This is a genomic window from Hymenobacter convexus (assembly GCF_030580955.1).
GTDB lineage: Bacteria > Bacteroidota > Bacteroidia > Cytophagales > Hymenobacteraceae > Hymenobacter.
Window position 1 is genome coordinate 152,145 of the sequence record NZ_JAUQON010000006.1, and the last position, 22,006, is coordinate 174,150.

Below are 22,006 nucleotides of genomic sequence, written 5' to 3' on the forward strand. Positions count from 1 at the left end.
CATGAGCGCCAACTGGCTCCGCTTTGCTTGAACGGCTTGACACAGCTCTCCTCGAAAATCCATGATAATGCTCAAAATCGGACGTATGCCATATAGCCATTGCTGCTCAGCCCCTAATTAGCCTGTTAGTAAGACAGGGCGTAATCTTTACTGTACGCCCATTTATTTGGTTTAGAATCATATGTTCATCTAGGCTCATAGTAACAACGAAGCATTGGTTGCCCTTTCAGAAGGTATGCCATATTCTGTACAAGCCTTTTGGTTTTATTCTGAAAATTTCATGAGCAATACCCTTTTTTTTTGCGTTTATCCAACTGGTATGACTTATTTTTACAATGTAAACTCACCATTACCATTTTAATTTTTAACCTTTTGTCCATGAAAAAAATCTTACTCATGAGCCTTGTGCTCATGTTTACTCTCCTACACGGAGCGATGGCGCAGACGCGCACCGTTACCGGACGGGTAACCGACCAGGCAACGGGCGGCGGCCTGCCGGGGGTCACCGTCCTGCTCAAAGGCACCACCAACGGTGTTTCCACGAATTCGGATGGCGCATTCAGCTTGACCGTACCTGAAGCGGGCGGCACCCTGATTTTCAGCTCGGTGGGCATGACGACCCAGGAGCGCGCCATCGGTTCGGACTCGCAGTTCACGGTGGCTCTGGCAACCGATACCAAGCAACTGAACGAAGTGGTGGTAACGGGCTACGGCGCACAGCAGGAGCGGCGCGACGTGATTGGGTCTATTGCCTCGGTAAAAGCTTCGGATTTCAAAGACCAGCCAATCATTGGCGTCGACCAGGCTTTGCAGGGCCGGGCCGCAGGCGTTCAGGTGACGCAAAACTCGGGGACTCCCGGCGGTGGTATCAGCGTACGGGTACGTGGCGCAGCTTCCATTGGCGCCAGCAACGAACCGCTGTATGTTGTTGATGGGCTGCCCATTAACACCGGCAACACATCGCAGCTGGCTTCCGGTGGCCAGTTGACTAACGGCCTCAACGACATCAACCCGAACGACATCGAATCCATCGAAGTGCTGAAAGATGCTGCTTCAGCCGCTATTTACGGCTCGCGCGCGTCGAATGGCGTTGTCCTGATTACGACCAAGCGTGGCAAATCGGGTAAAGCCCGGGTGGACGTAGATTACTACACCGGCGCTCAAACGGTGTGGAAAAAGCCTAAGGTGATAACGGGTGAGCAGCAGACGCAGCTTTTTCTGGATGCTGCCGCCAGCCGCTATCCAGCCAACGCAGCCGGAAATTACCCCACGGATTTAGGCCCGGCAACTGGACGCTACGTTTTCAGCACTAACGCCGACCTAGCTGCTTATCTCTACGGTCCTGGCGGCGTTACGGCTGCGGTAAACGGTGTGCGGTCGTACGCGCAACCGGTGCCCAACACTTATCGTCCGCTGAGCCAGTTCCAAACCCCCAGCACGTCTACCAACAGCGACTATGTGAGCCAAGTACTTCGCACCGCGCCCATTAGCAACTACGGCCTGACTTTTTCGGGTGGAAATGATGCCTCGCGTTACCGCTTGGCCGTGAACTACTTCGACCAGCAAGGCACGATAGTGGGCTCTGGCTTCAAGCGCGGCAGCGCCCGCTTGAGCGTAGATAACAAACTCTCGGAAAAAGTACGGATGGGCGCCTCCTTGGGTCTTACCCAGAGCATTAGCAACCGTATCAATAACGATAACAACATTTACGGTGTACTGACGACGGCTCGCCTCTACGCAACCGACCTGCCCATTTATAATACCGACGGCACCTATTTCAAGAACGGTTCGCTGGAAAACCCCATTGCCGCTGCCAAGGAACCGTTTATTCGAAGCGTCAACAACCGCCTGATTGCTTCACAATACACGGAATTTGAACTTATCAAAAACCTGAAATACCGCGCTACCTTCGGCCTCGACTACACCTACGGCCGCGATGACCGTTTCTATTCTACGCTGACCAACCCGGGTGCCGCCGTACGCGGTGAGGCCACGCTGGCCACGCTACAGGACCTGAACTACAACCACATCAGTGCTTTCAACTACTCGAAGACGTTCGGGGAAGACCACACGTTGAGCGGCTTGCTGGTATTTGAATACCAGCGTGATTCTTACAGCGACGCTTACTCACAGGCTACTGGCTTCCCGAGCAACGCCATTCGGGAGCTTTCGGCTGGTGCCACCAAAACGGCGGCTACTTCCAGCTCGACGGGCAATGCCTTGTTCGGGTCGCTGGCTAAAATCGACTACTCGTACAAAGGCCGTTACCTATTGGGTGCTTCGGTTCGTCGGGACCAGGGCTCGCGCTTCGGTGCGGACAATCAGGTCGGCTACTTCCCAGCTTTCTCGGCAGGCTGGCGCGTACTGGAAGAATCTTTCCTGAAAGACCAGACGGTGCTGAGCGAACTGAAGTTACGGGGCAGCTACGGCGAAACCGGTAACCAGCCTTCGGGCAACTTTGGCTCGCGTGGCCTGATTGGCCCGGGCGCCAACTATCTCGACCAGGGTGGCTTGGCCCTCACTCAGCTGGCTAACCCCAACCTGAAATGGGAGCGCACGAAGCAAACCAACGTGGGCGTAGACTTTGGCTTCCTGCAGAACCGCTTCTACGTTTCGGCCGACATCTACCAGCGCAACACGACCGACCTGCTGCTCGCGCAACGCCTGCCTAACGACACCGGCTTCGCAAGCTACAGTGCCAACATTGGCAGCATCCAGAACAAAGGCCTGGAGGTTGCCCTGACTACTATCAACTTCCGTAACGAAGGCACCGGCTTCAACTGGGAAACCAATTTCAACATCAGCTTCAACCGCAACGAAGTAACCAAGCTTTCGGACCAGGCCCTCACCGGCTCGGCTCAGGGCTTCGCCAGCCGCCTGATTGTGGGCCAGCCCCTGGGAGCTTTCTACGGCTACCGCGTTGACCACATTTTCCAGAACCAGGGAGAAATTGACGCGGCCAACGGCCTCGCTCAGGCCAAGGGCAACAATCCGGCATTGCTTTACCAGGGTGGCTCGACGGTGACCCGCCCCGGTGACATTATGTTCAAAGACTTGAACGGGGATGGCCGCATCACGGCCGATGACCAGGAAATCATTGGTACCGCGCAGCCGAAGTTCTACGGCGGCATCACCAACACACTCCGCTACATGGGCTTTGACTTCACCGCCTTCCTGCAATTCAACGTCGGTGCCAAAGTGTTTAACTCCAGCAAGAGCTACACCCAGGGCATGAGCACCACCTACAGCCAGGACGTGGACGTGCTGAACCGCTGGACGCCCACCAATACGAATACCGACATTCCGCGCGCTGTGTACGGCGACCCCAACCAGAACAACCGTAACTCGGACCGTTTCCTGGAGGATGGCTCGTATGCCCGCTTCAAAAACGTAACCCTGGGCTACACCCTGCCGACCACGCTGGCCACCCGTGTGCACATGCGCACGGCTCGCATCTACGTGTCGTCGCAGAACCTGGTGACGTTCACGAAGTACTCCGGCCTCGACCCCGAAGTCAACACTTCGAACACCTCGAACACGGCCCTCAACACCGACTTCTTCACCTTCCCGCAGGCGCGGACCATCACGGGTGGCGTGACGCTCGGCTTCTAATCCTCTTTACATATCACCATGCAATCAATAAATTTTCGTCAGCTTGCCACCCGCTCGGCGCTCCTGTTGAGCCTGGGACTTTCCGTAGGGGGATGCGACAAGGCCATTAACGTTGAGCCCTCGAACAGCATCAGCTCGGACCGGGGCTTTACAACCAAAGAAGACGCTGCCGCTGCGCTGCTGGGTTGCTACGATGCGCTGCAATCCACGAGCTACTATGGCCTGGATTTCCCGTCGATTACCGATTTGATTTCGGGCGAAATCCGGTTTGTTGGCACTTTTGCTTCGACGTATGGCGTCATCAGCCAGAATCAGGTACTGCCCGACAACGTTTCGGTTGGTACTACCTGGAATGCCATTTACCTCGCCATCAGCCGCACAAACTACTTGCTGCAACAAAGCGAGAAAATTTCCGACCCAGCTTTCCCCAAGCTCACCACCCAAGGCGAGGCCCGGGCGTTGCGCGCGTTGAGTTACATGAACCTGCTGGCCTTGTGGGGCGGAACTCCTGAAGGCTACGGCTATGCCGGTGGCCTGGGTGTGCCGCTGCGCCTAAGCCCCACCACTTCCATCGGGCCCGAAACCGAAGCCATTCCCCGCGCCTCCGAAGCGGAAGTTGCGGCCGCTATTCGTGCCGATTTGGACTTCGCCATTGCCAACCTACCTACCGGCGCTGGCGGCAACCGCGTTACCAAAAACTCAGCCCTGGCTCTGCGTGCCCGTTTCGAACTCCAACAGCGGAAGTACACCGATGCCCTGACCTTTGCTCAGCAGGTGCCCGCTACGCCCTCCGTGGCCGGGTTCGCCACTGCCGAAGCGACGGGGACGACTTCTCCTGATGCCATTTGGTCGTTGTTTTTCTCCAATACCGACCAAAGCCAGTATGCCTTCTATTGGTATCCTGCTCCCGGTGGACGGAATGAATTCGACCCGGGCACCAGCTTGGCGGCAGTTCATCCTACCGGTGACCGCCGCCTGCCCATTAACGTAGTCACAGCTACGAGCACTGTTACTGTCTCTGGCACTCCATTTACTTTATTGGCCGGTACCACCCAGAAGTACTACCGCACGTCTACTCGGGATGACCGTTTTAATATGGTCCGCTACGCCGAGGTGGTGCTCACCATTGCCGAAGCAGCTGCTCAAACGGGCGACTTGGCTACGGCAATTGCCAATCTCAACATTATTCGGACCCGGGCCGGGCTGGCAGCCACCACTATCACGCCCACTACGCCCAATGCGGCGGCGTCGCTCATCACGGATATTCTGTTGCAGCGCCGTCTGGAGCTTACCTACGAAGGACATTATTGGTTCGACCTGCGTCGCACCAACCGGGTTCAGGTTGTACAGCCTACTTCGCAAGCCTACCGGAATCTGTTCCCAATTCCGCTCCGGGAAGTTCAGGTAACCAACAATTTGATTGCTCAGAACCCTCTTTACTAGGCACTCATTCTGTAATGTTCTAACATAAAAAAAGCCCCGGCCAGATTGGCCGGGGCTTTTTTTATGTCTACAATCAGCGTTGCTAAAGGATATACTGGCTCAGGTCGCGGTTCTTCACCATATCGGCTAGTCGCTCATCTACGAGCGCGGCCGTGATTTGCACGTGGGCATGGGCCCCAATCTTGTCCGGCACATCGTAGAGGATGTCGTTGAGCAGCCGGCTCATCACCGTGTGCAAGCGCCGGGCACCAATGTTTTCGACCTCAGCATTTACTTCGGAAGCAATTTCGGCCAGCCGTTCCAGAGCCGCATCGTCGAACGTTAACTCTACTTCCTCGGCTTTCAGCAGAGCCTCGTATTGCTTAGTGAGGGCATTTTTGGGGTCTTTCAGAATGCGGAAGAAGTCTTCTTTGGTCAGGCTTTGCAGCTCGACGCGGATGGGAAAGCGGCCTTGCAGCTCGGGTATCAGGTCGCTGGGCTTCGAGACGTGGAAGGCGCCGGCGGCAATGAACAGAATGTGGTCGGTGTTGACGATGCCGTACTTGGTGCTCACGGCTGAGCCTTCCACGATGGGCAGCAAGTCGCGCTGCACGCCCTGGCGGCTCACATCGGGGCCGCCTTTGCCGCTGCCGCCGCTGGTGGCTACTTTGTCGATTTCGTCGATGAAGATGATACCCGCGTTTTCGCACTGCCGAATGGCTTCGTCCTTCACCTCGTCCATATCGATGAGTTTGGCGGCTTCTTCATCGAGTAGCAGCTTGCGGGCTTCGGCCACGGTCACCTTGCGCTTGCGGGTTTTCTTGGGCAGCATGTTGCCCAGCATGTCCTGCAAGCCCGAAAGCGTGCCTTCGTCCATGCCGGGAGGCGCGCCCATGATGCCCACGCTGGGCCCAGACTGGGCTACCTGGATTTCAATCTTGCGGTCTTCGAGCTCGCCGTTTTTGATTTTCTGGCGGAACCGCTCGCGGGTGCGCTCGTTCAGCTCGGCGTCGGAACTGGGCATATCGTCGGCCCCTCCCCCACTTCCGAAACCAAGGCCGGTTTTGGCACCGACTGGTTGAGAAATGGCCGGAATAAGGGCGTCGAGGATGATTTCCTCCACGGCGTCGGCGGCCTGGGCTTTCACGGCTTCCTGGCGGCGGGCTTTCACGCGGTTCACGCTTTGCTCGGCCAGGTCGCGCACCATGCTTTCCACGTCGCGGCCCACGTAGCCCACTTCGGTGAATTTGCTGGCTTCCACCTTCACGAAGGGCGCGTCAGCGAGGTGGGCCAGGCGGCGGGCAATTTCGGTTTTGCCCACGCCCGTGGCGCCAATCATAAGGATGTTGTTGGGCACGATTTCGGCCTGCATGTCGGCCGGGGCGTGCAGGCGGCGCCAACGGTTGCGCAGGGCAATGGCCACGTGGCGCTTGGCGTCGTGCTGGCCGATGATGTATTTGTCAAGCTCGGCCACGATTTGGGCCGGGGTCAGGAAAGAGTCGTTGAGCATGGGTAGTGTACGGAATTCGGAAAGATGGTGGGGGTATATAAAAGATGTCATCCTGAGCGCAGCGAAGGAACCTATCATGGTTGAACGAAAGCCGTTCGTACTTGACAAGGTCCTTCGCTGCGCTCAGGATGACAGACTTGATTCAACAAGACAGCTATTCTTTCTTCTTAAACAAAGAGTTCAGGTTACGGGAAACAGTAATGTACTCGCTGGAGCCGGCGGCCTGGAGCGTGGCGTGGGTGTACTCCAGTTGAAACGAGCTAATCTTGAGCATGGCGCCAAAGCTGAGGCCGGCGCTGCCGCTGGTGTTGTCGAGGCGCAACTCGCGGCGCTGCAGGTGGTTGTAGCCCACGCGCAGGTTGAAGCCTTTCCCCAATATCAGCGCGGCGCTGGCCGTGAAGTGCCGGGCCAGGTTATCGCCAAAGCTTTTGGTGGGTTGCTTCGGTTGGTTGTTGGCATCGAGCGGGCCGCGGGCGTTGGGGTCGAGGTATTGAATGTCCCACTGCTGCAAGTGGTGGACGGTAAGCGACAGCTGTAGCGGCATGTGTTCAGGCTTCACGGTGGCTCCAATTTGCACATCAAGCGGCAACTGGCCACGACTGGTACCCGGGTAGGCGACGAACTGATAACCCGCATTTTTTACCGCCAGCCCGGCCGTGAAGTCGGAGGTCGGATGTTTGTAGACAATGCCTACGTCGGCCACACCGGCCAGCGAGCGGCTCCCGGCAATACTGCTCACGGCCAGCTTAGTAGTGGCTCCGAAGGTGACTTTGCCCTTGGTGTAAGAGTCGGACACGCCCACGGTGTACTCGTTCACACCGAACGTACCCAGGCTATTGCCGGCAGGGTCGTAGCTCTGAAAATCCCCGTAATTGAGGTAGGTAACGCCCACACCAAAGCGGCCGTATTTCTCCGTATTAAATGCATAAGCCGCCGTGCTCTGCTTGATATCGGCCACGTAGGCCACGTAGCTCAACGCCAGCCGGCCATCCATGTCGGCATTCAGCAGTGCCGGATTGCCGAACAGCATAGTGGGGTCGTCGGTGCGAGTCGAGACGTTCATACCGCCCAAGGCCGCCAAGTGGGCGCTCGGCGGCAGGTCCAGAAACGGAAACACGGTGTGGCCGCCCAGTTGCTGCGCCGCCACGGGATTCGTGCCCAAAATGCCCAGCAAAAGGCCAAACCCGGCAAGCCGGCAAGCGGAAAAATGCTTCATATAGCTAAGGTACGGAAGAACAAAAGCCTTCTGGGCCGATAACGCAATGGGTGGCAGGGAAATTATTCCGGCGCGTTTTGTTAGCATAATTAAAGCACGTCATGCTGAGCGCAGTCGAAGCATCTCTACCATAGTAGTAAATCCCTTCGATTGGATTACTCTCGTTGCAGAGATGCTTCGACTGCGCTCAGCATGACGTGCTTTTTAACCTTAATCGGCTGTATGAGCCCTTATTGTACCTCCACGCTCGGCCCCACGGCGGGTACGGGCTCGTCGCGCACGGGCAGCTTCTGCGGGTGCGGCACCAGCTCATCGAGCAGGGCCACGCGCAACACGTCGTCCACGCGGTCGGCGTAGTGAATGGTGAGGCCCTTGAGGTAATCTTCCTGGATTTCCTCGATGTCCTTGCGGTTTTTAGGACAAAGAATGATGTCCTTCATGCCCGCCCGGCGGGCAGCCAGCAGCTTTTCCTTGATGCCGCCCACGGGCAATACTTTGCCGCGCAGGGTAATTTCGCCGGTCATGGCCAGCTTGGCGCGCACCCGGCGCTGGGTGAAAGCCGAAGCCATGCTGGTGAAAATGGCAATGCCCGCGCTGGGCCCGTCCTTCGGCACGGCGCCTTCGGGGAAGTGAATGTGCAGGTCGTACTGCTCAAATAGGCGGTAGTCGATGCCGATTTCGTCGGCCCGCGAGCGCAGGTAGCTCAGCGCCGTAATGGCCGATTCCTTCATCACGTCGCCCAACTGGCCCGAAAGCGTGAGCTTGCCGCGGCCCCGGCTCAGCAGGCTTTCCACAAACAGAATGTCGCCGCCTACCGACGTCCAGGCCAGGCCCGTCACCACGCCGGCGGTGTCGTTGTCCTGGTACTGGTCGCGGTCGAAAATGGCGGCGCCGAGGATTTTGCGGATTTCGGCGGGCTCCATCACGGCGGGCAAGGGCTCCTTGCCGGCCTTGCGACGGGCCAGGTTGCGTGTCACGGCGGCCAGCTTGCGCTCCAAGCCGCGCACGCCGCTTTCGCGGGTGTAGTCGTCGGCCACGTGGTGCAGGGCGGCATCGGTGATTTTCACCTCGCTCTCGCCCAGGCCGTGCTCTTTCAACTGCTTGGGCCAGAGGTGCTTTTTGGCAATAAGGACTTTTTCCTCTTGGGTGTAGCCGGTCAGGTCGATGATTTCCATCCGGTCGCGCAGGGCGGGCTGAATGGTATCGAGCGAGTTGGCCGTGGCGATGAACAGGACCTTCGAGAGGTCGTATTCCACCTCCAAGTAGTTATCGGTGAAGGTGGCGTTCTGCTCGGGGTCCAGCACTTCGAGCAGGGCCGAGCTGGGGTCGCCGCGGAAGTCACTGCTCACCTTGTCAATCTCGTCGAGAATGATGACGGGGTTGCTGGTGCCGGCCTTTTTAATCTGCGAGATGATGCGGCCGGGCATGGCGCCCACGTAGGTTTTGCGGTGCCCGCGAATCTCGGCCTCGTCGCGCACGCCGCCCAGGCTCATGCGGATATATTTGCGGCCCATGGCGTTGGCAATGCTGCGGCCCAGGCTGGTCTTGCCCACGCCGGGCGGGCCGTAGAGGCACAGAATCGGCGCCTTGAGGTCCTGCTTCAGCTTGAGCACGGCGATGTACTCCAGAATCCGCTCCTTCACTTTCTCGATGCCGAAATGGTCGGCGTCGAGGATTTTCTTAGTTTGCTTGAGGTTGAATTTGTCCTTGGTGAACTCGCCCCAGGGCAAATCGAGCAGAAACTCCACGTAGTTGATGCTCACCGAATAGTCGGGGGCCATGGGATTGGTGCGGGCCAGCTTTTCCATCTCCTTTTTGAAGTGGAGCGCCACCGACTCGGGCCATTTTTTGGCTTCGGCGCGGGCGCGCAGGCGGTTCACGTCCTCGTCGGGGCCTTCCTGGCCCAACTCGTCCTGCAGGGTTTTGAGCTGCTGGCGCAGGAAATACTCGCGCTGCTGGGCATCAATGCCGGTGTGGGTTTTCGAGCGGATATCCTGCTTGATTTCCAGCAATTCAGCTTGGCTAAGCAACGCTTCGAGGAGCTGGCGGGCCTGCTGCTCGGGGTCGGCCAACTCCAGCAGGCGCTGCTTGGCGGGCAGGTCGAGCTGCACGTTGCTGGACAGGAAGTGCGTGAGGAAAGCGGGCGACTGAATGCCGTCGAGCATGGCCCGGGCTTCCATCGGAATCTCGGGCGTAAGTTCCAGCACTTTGGTGGCCGCTTCGCGCAGGGCCTGCAACAGGCCAAATTCACCCGGAATCTCGGGGTTCAGGGCCACTTCCGAGAAGTAGCTGACGCGGGCCGTAAGCGGCGCAAAGCTCAGTTCTTCTTCAATGGTGAAGCGCACCTGGCCTTGGAGGATGATGGTAATCTGGCCATCGGGCTGTTCCAGCAGCTTCAGGATGCGGGCCAGCGTGCCCACGGGGTGCAGCTCGGCCACGGTGGGCTCGTCGGCGTCGGGATTGAGCTGGGCCACTACTCCGAGGAGTTTGTCGGCGGCGTAAGCTTTGCGCACCAGCTTCACGCTTTTTTTACGCGTCACCGTCACGGGCAGCACCACGCCGGGAAACAGCACGGTGTTGCGCACGGGCAGCAGCGCCAGGGTGGGCGGGGCATCGTCGCCGCGCAGCAGGTGGTCGGGGTCGGCGGCCATGATGGCAATGGCTTCGGGTTGGGAGTTGGGGTCGCTGAGGGCTTGCAGGGGGAACGCAGCCGAAGAAGAAACAGATGCCAGGCGCATGGACGAGGATAAAGCCAGAAACAAAGGCGACTGGTGCCACATTGGCAGCCCGCCGCTTACGGAAGTGGGGCATACAAGGTACGGCATCCCACCGCGTTTGGACGTCAAGCGCCGTGCCAGCGCGCCGATTCCGCCAAAGCGGCGCATAGCCGGGTGCGGAGCCGCTCACCGGCAAGGCATAAATCGCTAATTTGGTGGCAACTTGCGCCTCCAATTATTTTTATTACTCTACTAATGCCCTTTTTATTGCGTCGGTGCGCGGTCCTTTTTCTGCTTCTGGCCGGGATGATGCTGGCGTTTCAGGCCCGGGCCCAGCGCCGGCCGGTGAAGCGCATTCCCGCCGCGGCTTCGCCCTCGGCCGATACCACCAGCGGCGGTGCCTCGGCCACCCCCCGCAAGGGAACGGCCCGCCCCGCACCCGTCAAAACCAGTGCGCCGAAGCCGGCCATTGCGCCGGGCACCTACCGCGTGCGCGGCCTCAACAGCCGCGTGAGCCGCAAGCTGCACCTGCGGCCGGATGGCACGCCCGACTTCGTGTTCATCAACCGCTACCCGTTTTTCGAGGATAAGAAGGCGCTAAAGGCCATCGGCAAGGCCGAAAAGCGGCGGCAGTACCACGCCGCCCGGCTGCTGCTCGAAGACTACGTGGCCAAGTTCGGGCCGGTCAATTTTGAAAAAAACACCGACATGCTCTGGCGCCTGGGCCAGCTGCTGGAGCGCGACAGCCAGAACGTGAAGGCGCGGGCCTACTTCCGCCTCGCCCTCAAGCACAGCCGCAAGGACATCAGCAAGATTCAGCTCTACTACGACTCGCTGGAACAGAAGAATACGGACCTGTACGTGCCTCTCAAAACGTACTACGACCTGGTGGAGTACCGCAAGAACCTCAACACCTTCCACCCGCCCAAGGGCGTGTACACGACCATGGGCGACGCCATCAACAGCAAGGCACCGGACTACGGGCCCGCGCTGGGCGGCAACGACTCGCTGCTGATTTTCAGCAGCAAGCGCAAGCGGCGCGGCATCACCGGCGTGGTGGACGAGGACCTGTACACCTCGCGCCGCGAGGGCGTGAGCTGGACCGACGCCGAGCCGCTGCCCAAACCTATCAACTCGCCCAACAACGAGGGCTCGGCCTGCCTGAGCAAAGACGGTAAAACCATCTTTTTCGCCCGTTGCGAGTGCAGCACCTGCCACGGCAACTGCGACCTCTACACCGCCACGCGCGGCAAGGATGGCAAGTGGGGCACGCCCAAAAGCCTTGGCCCGCTGGTGAATTCCTTCGCCTGGGACTCGCAGCCCACGCTCTCGCAGGGCGAGGACACGCTGTACTTTGCCTCGGATAGACTGGGCGGTTTTGGTCTGTCGGACATTTACTTCACCCACAAGCTGAAAAACGGGCAGTGGAGCCCGGCCGAAAACATGGGCCCGGTCATCAACACCCGCGAAAACGAGGTGAGCCCGTTTTACCACCCGCTCTACCACGTGCTGTATTTCAGCTCGCGCGGGCAACTGCTCAATTTTGGCGATTTTGACATCTACAAAACCTACCGCGTGCAGGGCCGCTGGCAGGAGCCGAAAAACATTGGCCCGCTCGTGAACGGCAAGGGTTCGGAATACTACTTCACCATCGACCGCGAAAGCCGCAACCTCTACTACGCCCGCTCCGAAGCCCAGGAAATCAACAACCTCGACCTCTACTCCTTCCCGCTGCCCATGGAGGCCCAGCCGCTGGCCACCACCCGCGTGGAGGGCACGCTGGTGGATTCGGTGAGCAGCAAGCCGCTTAAGGGCATCGTGAGCATCATCGATACCGACAACGGCATTGAAGTAGCCAGCAAGTTTATCCGGCCCGACGGCACGTTCGATTTTGAATTGATTGAGGGCTCGCACTACGCCATGCTCATCCAGAGCCCAGACTTTTTCTCGGTGGAAAAGCAGTTTGCGCTGAAGGGCGACACGGTGATGACCCTGCTCACCAACAGCATTGATTACAAGCTGCCGCTCATTTTCCGAAATCTCGAGTTTGAGGCCAACCGGGCGAACGTGCTGCCCGCCATGTACCCCACCCTGGACCGCATTGCCCTGTTTCTGGTCGACCATCCGGCCTTCCGGCTCAGCATCGCGGGCCACACCGACAGCCGCGGCGACCCGGAAGTGAACGAAAAGCTCTCGCAAGACCGCGCCGAGGAAATCCGCAAATACATCGAGCGCAAGGGCAAGCTCAAGCCCAACCGCATCGAGAGCTTCGGCTACGGCTCCAGCAAACCGCTCAAGGACGAGCTGACCGACGCCGACGCCAAGGTGAACCGCCGCGTCGAGTTCAAACTCATTAAGCCCGATGGCGACAAGCCCGCCGACGGCGGCGCGGACTGGAAGTAGCGCGCCGTAGCGTGGACTCTGCGAGTCCGCGCACTGCAGAACGTTCTTCCCGGCGCGGACTCGCAGAGTCCACGCTACACCGTTATTCCACAGCTTCCACCCGCACCTCTTTGCCATTGAACACGGCCTGCTCGCCGGCCCGTAGTCCTTTCAGCGCCACGGCCACCGGCGCGGCCACCGATACGGCAAACACGTCCGTCCCGTCCAGCTTGCCCGCGCTGATGCTGATGTAGAACCGGCCCAAGCTGGTGCTGACCAGGGCGCCGGGCCGCACCGTGTCGCAGGCCGCGTCGGGGCTGATGCGGGCCAGTTCGGCTTGCAGCTGCTGGGCCTGCTGCATGTGGGCGGCGTTGCGGTCGCGCTCGGCGTTGGCCATTTCGCGGCCGGTTTCATACTTGTCGCCGGCGCTGCTCTTGGTTTCGGACGAGGACGATTCCTGGGCCGCCTGCATGGCGGTGCGGGCGGCGGCAATGCGCTGCTCGATGAAGGCGTGGCAGAGGGCGTGGAGGGCGGGTTTCGTCATCAGCTGGTTTGGGCTTCCCACGTTATTTCAGAGCCATTGGTGGCTTGCCAATTCGATAAGAGAAAGCCTAGCTGGTTAATTGATGCAGCTTCGGCAGGTATTGAGAATGCAAGTTGACAACTGTGAGGCTCATCTTCATTTGCATTCATAACTACTCTCAAAGCAATGTGGCCCTTTTCGTCGTAACAATAGGCGACAAGCATCAGCGCTGAGTTGTTCGACCCCATTTCAAATTGAACTTGGTCTTTAACGCTGAGCGGAAAATCAAGTAGTCGATTTCCGAAAGTCCTCCAATTTTCTCCACTGCCGTAAAATCTTAAGCTGTGCTGTATTGAGCCTCTCGAAATTGTGACCTCAAACTCACCTTCTCCTACTGGAAACCATCCTTCAATAGTAGCTTCAACTGTTATTCTTCCTTGTTTCATACCTGTGTCGAGTTAAAGAGCCCCTCCGCCACTTTCCTATCATTCCCTAGCCGCGGCACTTTGTTCTGCCCGCCCAGCCGGCCCATGCTTTTCATGTAGCGCTGGAAGGCCCCGGCCGGCAGCGGCGTGAGTTGCAGCGGCACAAGAATATTGCCCTTGCGCAAGTCCTCGTAATAGCTGTTGCGGCGGCGTAGCGCAGCATCCAAAGTTGCCGCGAAACCCGCCATATCTTGTGGAGCGCGGCCAAATTCCACCAGCCACTCGTGGCGCGAGAGCGTGGCGGGGTCGTCGCTCACGAGCGGGGCCACGGTGAATTCGGTGACTTCGACCTCCGGAAACTGGGCCATGGTTTCGCGCAGGGCCTGCTCTACCTCCTCCCCTATTACATGCTCGCCAAAGGCCGAAAGAAAGTGCTTGATGCGGCCTGTGACCACCACGCGGTGGGGGCGCAGGCTCACAAAGCGCACCGTGTCGCCGATACTGTAGCCCCACAGGCCGGCATTGGAGGTGAGCACCACGGCGTAGTTGCGGTCCAGCTCCACATCGGCAATGGTGAGGCGGGGCGCGTCGGGCTCGAAGAACCGCTCGGCGGGGATGAATTCGTAGAAGATGCCGCTGTTGAGCAGCAGTAGCAGGCCCGGGTTGCCGGGCTCGTCCTGGAAGGCCAGGAAGCCTTCGGAGGCGGGAAAAAGCTCGATGCTATCCACCGGCCGGCCAATGCTTTCGAAAAGCTTGGCGCGGTAGGGCTCGAAATTGACGCCGCCGTACACGAACAGGTTGAAATCGGGAAACAAGTCCTTGATGGGCCGGCCAGTGCGGGCCGTGAGTCGGTCGAAGTACATCTGCACCCAAGGCGGGATGCCGGATATGAGCGTCATTTTCTCGCCCAGCGTTTCGTCCACGATGCGTTCGAGCTTGGTTTCCCAGTCTTCGATGATGTTCGTGGCGTAGCTGGGCAACTGGTTGCGGCGCAGATAGGCGGGCACGTGGTGGTTGGCAATGCCCGAAAGCCGGCCCGTGCGGATGCCGTGATGCATTTCCAGCTCCGGCGAGCCCGACAGGAATATCAGCTTGCCATCCAGAAACCGGCTGCGGCCGGTGCGGTAGATGTAGTAAAGCAGGGCATCGCGCGCGCCTTCGATGTGGTTCGGGATGCTGTCCTTGGTAATCGGGATGTATTTGGTGCCACTGGTGGTGCCGCTGGTCTTGGCCAGGTACAGCGGCCGGCCGGGCCAAAGCACGTCGGCCTCCCCAGCCTGGGTGCGGTCGAACCAGGGCTTGAGGGCCTCGTAGTCGCGCACGGGCACCTGCCGGGCCAAATCGGCAGGCGTGCGCACGCCACCCAAGTTGTGCGCGCGGCCGAAGGCGGTGCCGGCCGCCGTGGCCGCCAGCTTCGCCAGCAGCTCGCGTTGAGTAGTTTCGGGGCGGTGCTGCCAGCGCTGGTAGCGCTGGGCAATGTAGCGGGCCAGGGGATGGCTAAGAGTGGCTTTCAATCCCATAAATCCGAAGTAAAACGCCGTTGGAGGGGCTGCGAAGGTACGTTGGCCGAGTCGGGCCGGGGTTGCCCGGCAACCTGAGTAGCTTGCCACCGTTAAGCTTTCGAGCCCAGCGGCCACTACGGCCTGCCAGGGCTTACCCATCCATTCACCATTTCACACTTCCCCATCATCATGGCAGACCACAAAGGCACCGCCGCCTGGACCGGCGACATCAAAGGCAGCGGCATCCTCACCACCGAAAGCGGCGCGCTCAACGCCCCCTACTCCGTTGGCAGCCGCTTCGAAGGCAAGCAGGGCACCAACCCCGAAGAGTTGATTGGCGCGGCCCACGCCGGCTGCTACACCATGTACCTCACCAGCGTGCTCACCAAGCACGGCCATCAGGTGCAGAACATCAAAACCACCAGCACCGTGACGATGAACCCCAACAACGGCCACCCCGTCATCGAGCACATCCACGTGAGCACCGAAGGCCACGTCACGGGCGGCAACATCACCGCCGACGACTTCCAGAAGCACGCCGAAGATGCCAAGGAAAACTGCCCGGTATCGAAAGTGCTCAGCGCCGTGCCCAAAATGACGCTGGAAGCCAAGTTCCTGGGCTAGGTCTTCTGGTTCGTTGAATCAGTTAGAACGTCATGCTGAGCGCAGCCGAAGCATCTCGCTCGGGGCAGTAATCCAATCGCAAGAAACGATTTACCAACCCATGCGAGATGCTTCGGCTACGCTTAGTATGACGTTCTTTTTGTTGCTGACAACCGACAACTAACAACTAGCAACTAAATTTGTCGCTATGCCCACTGGTACCACCCGCATCCGTCTCCGCCCCGCCAACAACTCCCGCATCTCCTTCTGGGGCCAGCTCGCCATTGGCGGCTTCTGGCTGGCCTACGTGCTGTTTGGTATCCTGAGCAACACCGGCGCGACGGACTACCACTTTCTGCACTGGGTATTCTTGGTGTTCACGCTCGTGTACCTGGGCTACGTGCTGGTCAACAACGCGCCCATTTTCGGCACCCAGAGCTACCTCGAGTTCACGCCCGGTTACATTGTACACAAAAACGGCCTGTTCCGCCCCAAACAGGTATTCGCCGCCGAAAACATTGCCGCCCTCGAACTGAAACCCGCCGTGCTGCGCGTGCGCCAGAAAGACGGCGAAATCTACGCTCTCAACCTGCGCGAAGTGAAAGGCAAGCGCCGCAAACTAAGCTTCCGCGAGCAGGTGCGCGAGTTTGCCGCCAAGCACAACGTACCCTTGCAGGAAACAAGCCCGACGACGGCGGCTTAGCTATTCAAACAGCGGCGCGAGCGGCAGTTCAATGCCCGTAGCAGCGTCCATCAGCGTTTCGCCATCGTGGAAAAACGTGTATTTTCCCGGAGCCGCATACACAAAAATCCCGCTCACTTCGGGCAGCACAATCCAGCAGGATTTCACCCCGGCTTGGAAATACGCATTGGCTTTGCCAATTAATTCACTCAATGCCTGTGAGGGCGAGAGAATTTCGATAGTACTCAGGGGCACTTGCTGCACAACGATGCTATCATTGGCCATATCAAGGGCCATTTTGGGGAAAATGCCAATATCCGGTACCATCACCCGTCCCGCGATAGCAACGTTAATTTCTGACAAGAACCGGAATTGCTCCCGGTAACGGGTTTTCAACTCAAAACCGATGTTGAGTTGAATGGCGCTGTGATTGATGCTGGGCATGGGCTTTCCGCGTTCGAGCTCGTAGTCGGAAATTTCCAGGGCAAGGGTTTCCATAGGGCGAAGGTTTTCCCAAATGTAACGCGGCGGGCCCGGAAATAGGTGCCCCTATTTCTTGGCGAATTTCTTCCGCAGCTCGTCCACCTGGTCGCGGAATTTCTTGTCCGAATCCACCAGGTCCGACACGGTTTGCACCGAGTGCATCACCGTGGTATGGTCGCGGCCACCGAAGTGGAAACCAATGGTTTTTAACGTGTGCGAGGTGTGGTGCTTGGCAAAGTACATGGCGACCTGCCGGGCCGTCACCACTTCCTTTTTGCGGGTTTTGTCCTTCAGCAGCTCCACCGAGATGTTGAAATACGCGGCCACGGTCTTCTGAATGAAGTCGAGGTTCACCTCGGCCTCCACTTCCTCGATGATGTGGCGAAGCGCCTGCTTCACCATCTCCAAATCAATGTCGCGGCGGCTCAGGCTGCTTTGGGCCACGAGGGACGCAATGACGCCTTCCAGCTCGCGCACGTTGGTGTGCACCGAGTTGGCGAGGTAGTCCACCACGTAGTCCGGCGGAATGTCGATGCCGTCCTGCTCCATTTTATTGCGGATGATGGCCACGCGCGTCTCAAAGTCCGGGCTTTGCACATCGGCCGTTAGGCCCCACTTGAAGCGGTTGAGCAGGCGGTCTTCCAGGCCTAGCAGGTCTTTGGGCGGCCGGTCGGAGGTCATCACAATCTGCTTGCCCGACTGGTGCAAGTGGTTGAAGATGTGGAAGAACATCTCCTGCGTCTTGCCCTTGTTGGCCAGAAACTGCACGTCGTCCAGAATCAATGCGTCGACTTGCAGGTAGAAGTTCGCGAAGTCCTGCACCTGCGCGCGCTGCACGCTGTCGATGAACTGGTTGGTGAACTTCTCGGCCGACACATAGAGCACAAACCGCTCGGGCGCCGTGGCCTTGATGTGGTTGCCGATGGCCTGCACAAGGTGCGTTTTGCCCAAGCCCACGCCGCCGTACACCATCAGCGGATTGAAGCTGGTGGTGCCGGGCTTGTTGGCCACCGCGAGGCCGGCCGAGCGGGCCAGGCGGTTGCAGTCGCCCTCAATGTAGTTATCGAAGGTGTAGGAGCCGTTGAGTTGGGAAGGCACGATGTTGCCGTCCATCGGCCGGGCCGTGTCGAAGGGGTTGCGCGGCGGGGCGAGGGTTTCGGTGCCGGCCAGGCTGTTGTTACCGAAGTTGCTGCGCTGCACGGGCCGCACAGCGCTGGAGTTCACATAGCGGGCCGAGGCGGCGCGGGCGCTGCCGGCCAGCGGGTTGTTGGCCGGGGCGGGCGCGGGGGCTTGCGGCTGGGGCGCGTCGCGCGGGTCAGGAGCGGCGGCTTTGCGGGGCGGGGGCAGGTGCAACGTTTTGGGCTGCGACTGCGAGTTGCCCTGGTCGACCACCACACTGTATTCCAAGCGGCCTTCGGAACCGAGTTGCTGGAAGAGGGCGCGGCGCAGCTCGTCCACGTAGTGCTCCTCCAGCCAATCGTAGAAATAGGCGCTGGGCACCTGAATGGTCAGCACGTTGCCTTTCAGCTCCACCGGCACAATGGGCTGGAACCAGGTCTTAAAGCTCTGCTCCCCGATTTCCGCCGAGATGCTGCGCAAACAGCCAGCCCAAACCGTGCGAAAATCCTTGAGCATGTGAACAATTAAGAGAAAACCGGCAACAAACCGGGAACAAAAAAAGGGCCGAAAACAAGCGCCTGGAAGGGGCGTTATTTTTTAGAGGGGGACAAAATTGTGGAAAACTTCGCACTTAAAAAAGCCGAAAAGGCCTTGTTTATGTCGTGCTTTTAGCAGGCCGCCCGAACCGGCACCACGGAAGCGCTTGCCAAGCCGGCTCGTTTATTTTTCACCGAAAACTCATAATCCAATCTTCCCAGATTGATACCCGACCAGCCCACCTGATTGATGAGGGTGGCGTGGCCATCGGGGCTGGCGATGGGCTCGGGCGCGTCCATGAACGTGTGGGTATGGCCGCCGAGTATGAGGTCGATGCCGGAAACCTGGGCCGCCAGCTTGCGGTCGTCGAGCTTGGCGTTTTCGTACTTGTAGCCGAGGTGCGAAAGGCAAATAACCAAGTCGCAGCGCTCGGGGCCACGCAGCTGGGCGGCCATTTCCTTGGCCTTGGCCACGGGGTCGAGGTACACGGTTTGGCCGAAGTTTTTATCGGCCACCAGCCCGGCCAGCTCGATGCCGATGCCAAAGACGCCAATGCGAATGCCCTGCTTCTCGAACACCTTGTAAGGTGCGAAACGACCGGCCAGCGGTGTTTTCGAGAAGTCGTAATTGGCGATGAGGAAGGGGAAAGTGGCGTGGGGCAGCTGGCGCTGCAGGCCATCGAGGCCGTTGTCGAAGTCGTGGTTGCCGAGCGTGCTGGCGTCGTACTGCATCTGGCTCATGAGCTTATATTCCAACTCGCCGCCGAAGAAGTTGAAGTAGGGCGTGCCCTGGAAGATATCGCCCGAATCGAGCAGCAGCACGTTGGCCTCCTTGGCGCGAATGTCCTTGATGAGGGCCGCGCGCCGCGCCATGCCGCCCAGCCCGGCCCACTGCCCGCCGTTATCGGGGAAAGGCTCGATGCGCGAGTGCATGTCGTTGGTGTGCAGGATGGTGAGCTTGAGCGGGGCCTTGGCTGTAGCGGCGGCTTCGGCCGAGCTGGCCAGGCCGCCCAGCACGGTGAGGCCGGCGGTGCCAAGGAGGGAATTACGGAGAAATTCGCGGCGCTTCATGAGAATCAATTTTTAATCAGCTCTAATTGGCCTTCACCCGGCCTTCGATGCGGGCCGCGACCGGCTGGCCGGCTTTGGTGAGGTCGCGGATGTAGTCGGCGATGGCGGTGCGGAGCAGCACGTTGGTGTGGCGTGGCACGATGGTTTTGAAGAACACCATGTTGTCGCCGCCTGTGGCTAGGTAGTCGGAAATGGCAATGGGATAGGTACGGGCGTCGTTCACGTCGAAAGGCTGGCCGCCGATGCGGATATCCTTCGGCTGGCCATCGAAGGTGACGGTGTAGGTGGCGCCGGACACGGCCATCTTGATGTGCGCGGCGTAGTCGAACAGCTGCTGCACCACCGGGCCGGGCGCGTCGAGCACCACCAGCTCGTTCTCAAACGGCATCAGCTCAAACACCGAGCCCAGGGTGACGGGGCCGGGCGCGAAGCCGGCGCGCAGGCCGCCGTTGGTCATCACGCCCAGCGCGATGGGCTCTTTCAGTTCCTTGCTGGCCCGCACGCGCTGCAGGTCGGCCACGAAGTTGGACAGGGGATTCTCGCCAGCGGCTTTGGTGAGGCCCGCCGGGGCGTTGCCCAGCACCTCGTTCATCTGGGCCGTCACTTTGTCGTGGTAGGGCGCGATGAGGGCCGCGATGGCCGGGTCTTCGGCTTGGGTTTTGCCTACCGGCTGGCTGGTGACGGGCGCAAAGTGGGCCGTGGGCGCGTAGGCCGCGCGCTGGCAGCCGGTGGCAAGGGCCAAGGCCAGAACAAGGGAGGCCAGTGACCGGACAGGTGATTGACGAAAAATCATTTTTTGGAAGAAGGAGCTGGCACAATGCGAGCAGGTATGCGCTAAATTATTGCGAACCGGCTATTTGGTTAGGTCATAAGCTAAGAGCCCATAAAAATGCAGCGTAGCCGTACCGATGCCAAAGCCATCGACGAAGCCATTGGTTCGTTCTGCGCGCAACAACAGAGCCATGGCGTGCCCGCCAGCAGGGCGAATGCCCACCCCGACCCCGCCCCCAAACCCAACCTGGCTGGAACGGGAAGCACTGGTCAGAATGTCGGTGACGGGTCCGGGATAGGCCGTGTACTGCCCGTTCGTAACCGTGCCGGAGGATACATCGGTTTTCACCGCGTAAGCCGCCGTCAGGCCCACCTCCGCAATTGGCACAACTTTGCCGCGCGGGTAAGTGTAGCGCACCATCAAAGGGAGGCGCAGGTAGGCAAAATCAAACTGAATGCGGGCACCCGCACCCGCGAGATTTATATTATCAAGGCCAATCTCGTACTTCTCCGGCTCATAAAGCAGCGAGGCCACCAGGGAAATTCGCTGGCTCAGCCGTTCAGAGCGGTATTGCACTGTGGGGCCGAGTGCAAATCCAACAGAGGTATTTTTTTGCTTAAAATCATTCCCAAACGGAAACCCGTCATACGTTAAGGTGTGCAAAGCGCCACCGGCAACAAGGCCAATCGTAAAATGCGATACGGCGGCAACGCTCTGGTTGCGAGACTGCTGGCCGCGGCATTTGCCATTGTAGGTGTTGATGACGCTGATGAGCGCATTTTCCTGAAACGGCAGGGTTCGCAGTTTTTTCTCGACGGCCGGACAATCCGCCAGCGCGGCCTGCAGCGTGTTGCGGTAGCCGGTATCCATCACCGTTTTGAATTCGGTGGCACCCGCGGCCCGCTGCACCATGCCGTGCCGAAGAATGGCCAGCGGCTGGTTTTGCAGTCCCACAAAGTACTCTTCCCGCTGGCTGGCCGTGCGCAGGAAGTACAAGCTGGCCGGCCCATCCGCCAGCACTTCCAGGAAATAACGCTGCGGGGCCGCATTTTCCTCCAACGTCACCGGCAGGCTCCGGTAGTGGCGGACCTGGGTGGTGAAACCGTAGGCGCGCAACTGCTCGGGCCGATACGCCACAACCTCGGCCGCTGCCATAGGCCGGAATCGGCACGCTTGCGCATTAAGCCGGCCCTCCTGCAAATCAACTTCCCCACGCAACGTATCACCGACCAGCGGTAGCACATAGCCAGGCTGGAAGTTGGCTTGGGCCAGCAGGCGCGTAGGCGTCAGTCCACTCAGCACAACAGTCCCAAGCAGTAGCAGGTAAAGTCTTTTCATCACAAAGGCGAAGCCCGGCGTATAACCCGGCGTATAAATAAAAAAGCAGGAAGCAGATGCTGCCCCACAAAGCTACGCCCGTTGCGCAACGCA

Annotated in this window: 16 protein-coding genes; 5 read left to right on the forward strand and 11 right to left on the reverse strand. The window is 59.4% G+C overall.

From position 1 onward, the window contains the following. Positions 1 to 378: 378 nt before the first annotated feature. Positions 379 to 3,612: a SusC/RagA family TonB-linked outer membrane protein gene (locus Q4S41_RS14370; RefSeq protein WP_305031814.1), complete on the forward strand. Its 3,234-nt coding sequence runs from the start codon at positions 379 to 381 to the stop codon at positions 3,610 to 3,612. Positions 3,613 to 3,630: 18 nt separating this feature from the next. After that, positions 3,631 to 5,055, forward strand: coding sequence for a RagB/SusD family nutrient uptake outer membrane protein (locus Q4S41_RS14375; RefSeq protein ID WP_305031815.1), 1,425 nt, complete (start codon positions 3,631 to 3,633; stop codon positions 5,053 to 5,055). A gap of 82 nt (positions 5,056 to 5,137) precedes the next feature. On the opposite strand, the gene hslU is transcribed toward Q4S41_RS14375, so the two are convergent. The 3 genes from hslU to lon all read right to left on the reverse strand — a co-directional run bounded on the left by hslU (position 5,138) and on the right by lon (position 10,411). Next, positions 5,138 to 6,544: an ATP-dependent protease ATPase subunit HslU gene (hslU, locus tag Q4S41_RS14380; protein WP_305031816.1), complete on the reverse strand. Its 1,407-nt coding sequence runs from the start codon at positions 6,542 to 6,544 to the stop codon at positions 5,138 to 5,140. A 154-nt stretch (positions 6,545 to 6,698) separates the two neighbouring features. Then, positions 6,699 to 7,760: a type IX secretion system protein PorQ gene (gene porQ / locus Q4S41_RS14385; RefSeq protein ID WP_305031817.1), complete on the reverse strand. Its 1,062-nt coding sequence runs from the start codon at positions 7,758 to 7,760 to the stop codon at positions 6,699 to 6,701. Positions 7,761 to 7,990: 230 nt separating this feature from the next. Further along, positions 7,991 to 10,411: an endopeptidase La gene (lon, locus tag Q4S41_RS14390; RefSeq protein WP_305032008.1), complete on the reverse strand. Its 2,421-nt coding sequence runs from the start codon at positions 10,409 to 10,411 to the stop codon at positions 7,991 to 7,993. A 372-nt stretch (positions 10,412 to 10,783) separates the two neighbouring features. Between lon and Q4S41_RS14395 the strand changes: the two genes are divergently transcribed. Next, the gene (locus tag Q4S41_RS14395) at positions 10,784 to 12,880 is read left to right on the forward strand and encodes an OmpA family protein (RefSeq protein ID WP_305031819.1); all 2,097 of its coding nucleotides are present in this window, start codon (positions 10,784 to 10,786) and stop codon (positions 12,878 to 12,880) included. A gap of 82 nt (positions 12,881 to 12,962) precedes the next feature. On the opposite strand, the gene Q4S41_RS14400 is transcribed toward Q4S41_RS14395, so the two are convergent. From Q4S41_RS14400 to Q4S41_RS14410, 3 genes are read right to left on the reverse strand one after another with little or no spacing between them, the layout of a single operon-like run. Beyond that, on the reverse strand, positions 12,963 to 13,403 hold the full coding sequence (locus Q4S41_RS14400) for a 3-oxoacyl-ACP synthase (RefSeq protein ID WP_305031820.1): 441 nt from the start codon (positions 13,401 to 13,403) through the stop codon (positions 12,963 to 12,965). Further along, positions 13,403 to 13,828 carry a hypothetical protein gene (locus Q4S41_RS14405; RefSeq protein ID WP_305031821.1) on the reverse strand — a complete coding sequence of 142 codons (426 nt, stop codon included), beginning with the start codon at positions 13,826 to 13,828 and terminating at the stop codon, positions 13,403 to 13,405. Before Q4S41_RS14405 ends, Q4S41_RS14400 begins: the two co-directional genes overlap by 1 nt. Next, positions 13,825 to 15,327, reverse strand: coding sequence for a GH3 family domain-containing protein (locus Q4S41_RS14410; protein ID WP_305031822.1), 1,503 nt, complete (start codon positions 15,325 to 15,327; stop codon positions 13,825 to 13,827). Before Q4S41_RS14410 ends, Q4S41_RS14405 begins: the two co-directional genes overlap by 4 nt. Positions 15,328 to 15,498: 171 nt before the next feature. On the opposite strand from Q4S41_RS14410, the gene Q4S41_RS14415 reads away from it, so the two are divergent. Both Q4S41_RS14415 and Q4S41_RS14420 read left to right on the forward strand, forming a co-directional pair. Then, entirely contained in the window at positions 15,499 to 15,933 is a 435-nt protein-coding gene (locus Q4S41_RS14415) for an OsmC family peroxiredoxin (protein ID WP_305031823.1), read from the forward strand. A gap of 187 nt (positions 15,934 to 16,120) precedes the next feature. After that, positions 16,121 to 16,615 carry a hypothetical protein gene (locus Q4S41_RS14420; RefSeq protein WP_305031824.1) on the forward strand — a complete coding sequence of 165 codons (495 nt, stop codon included), beginning with the start codon at positions 16,121 to 16,123 and terminating at the stop codon, positions 16,613 to 16,615. Here the strand turns inward: Q4S41_RS14420 and Q4S41_RS14425 are convergent, their stop codons facing one another. From Q4S41_RS14425 to Q4S41_RS14445, 5 genes are all read right to left on the reverse strand, one after another. Then, entirely contained in the window at positions 16,616 to 17,092 is a 477-nt protein-coding gene (locus Q4S41_RS14425) for a Uma2 family endonuclease (protein ID WP_305031825.1), read from the reverse strand. 51 nt (positions 17,093 to 17,143) lie between these two features. Then, positions 17,144 to 18,712, reverse strand: coding sequence for a chromosomal replication initiator protein DnaA (gene dnaA / locus Q4S41_RS14430; protein WP_305031826.1), 1,569 nt, complete (start codon positions 18,710 to 18,712; stop codon positions 17,144 to 17,146). A 152-nt stretch (positions 18,713 to 18,864) separates the two neighbouring features. Next, a complete protein-coding gene (locus tag Q4S41_RS14435; protein ID WP_305031827.1) occupies positions 18,865 to 19,803 on the reverse strand; it encodes a bifunctional metallophosphatase/5'-nucleotidase in 939 nt (312 codons plus the stop codon). 22 nt (positions 19,804 to 19,825) lie between these two features. Further along, positions 19,826 to 20,545: a 5'-nucleotidase C-terminal domain-containing protein gene (locus Q4S41_RS14440; protein ID WP_305031828.1), complete on the reverse strand. Its 720-nt coding sequence runs from the start codon at positions 20,543 to 20,545 to the stop codon at positions 19,826 to 19,828. Between the two features lie 111 nt (positions 20,546 to 20,656). Beyond that, positions 20,657 to 21,817, reverse strand: coding sequence for an outer membrane beta-barrel protein (locus Q4S41_RS14445; RefSeq protein WP_305031829.1), 1,161 nt, complete (start codon positions 21,815 to 21,817; stop codon positions 20,657 to 20,659). Positions 21,818 to 22,006: the final 189 nt, after the last annotated feature.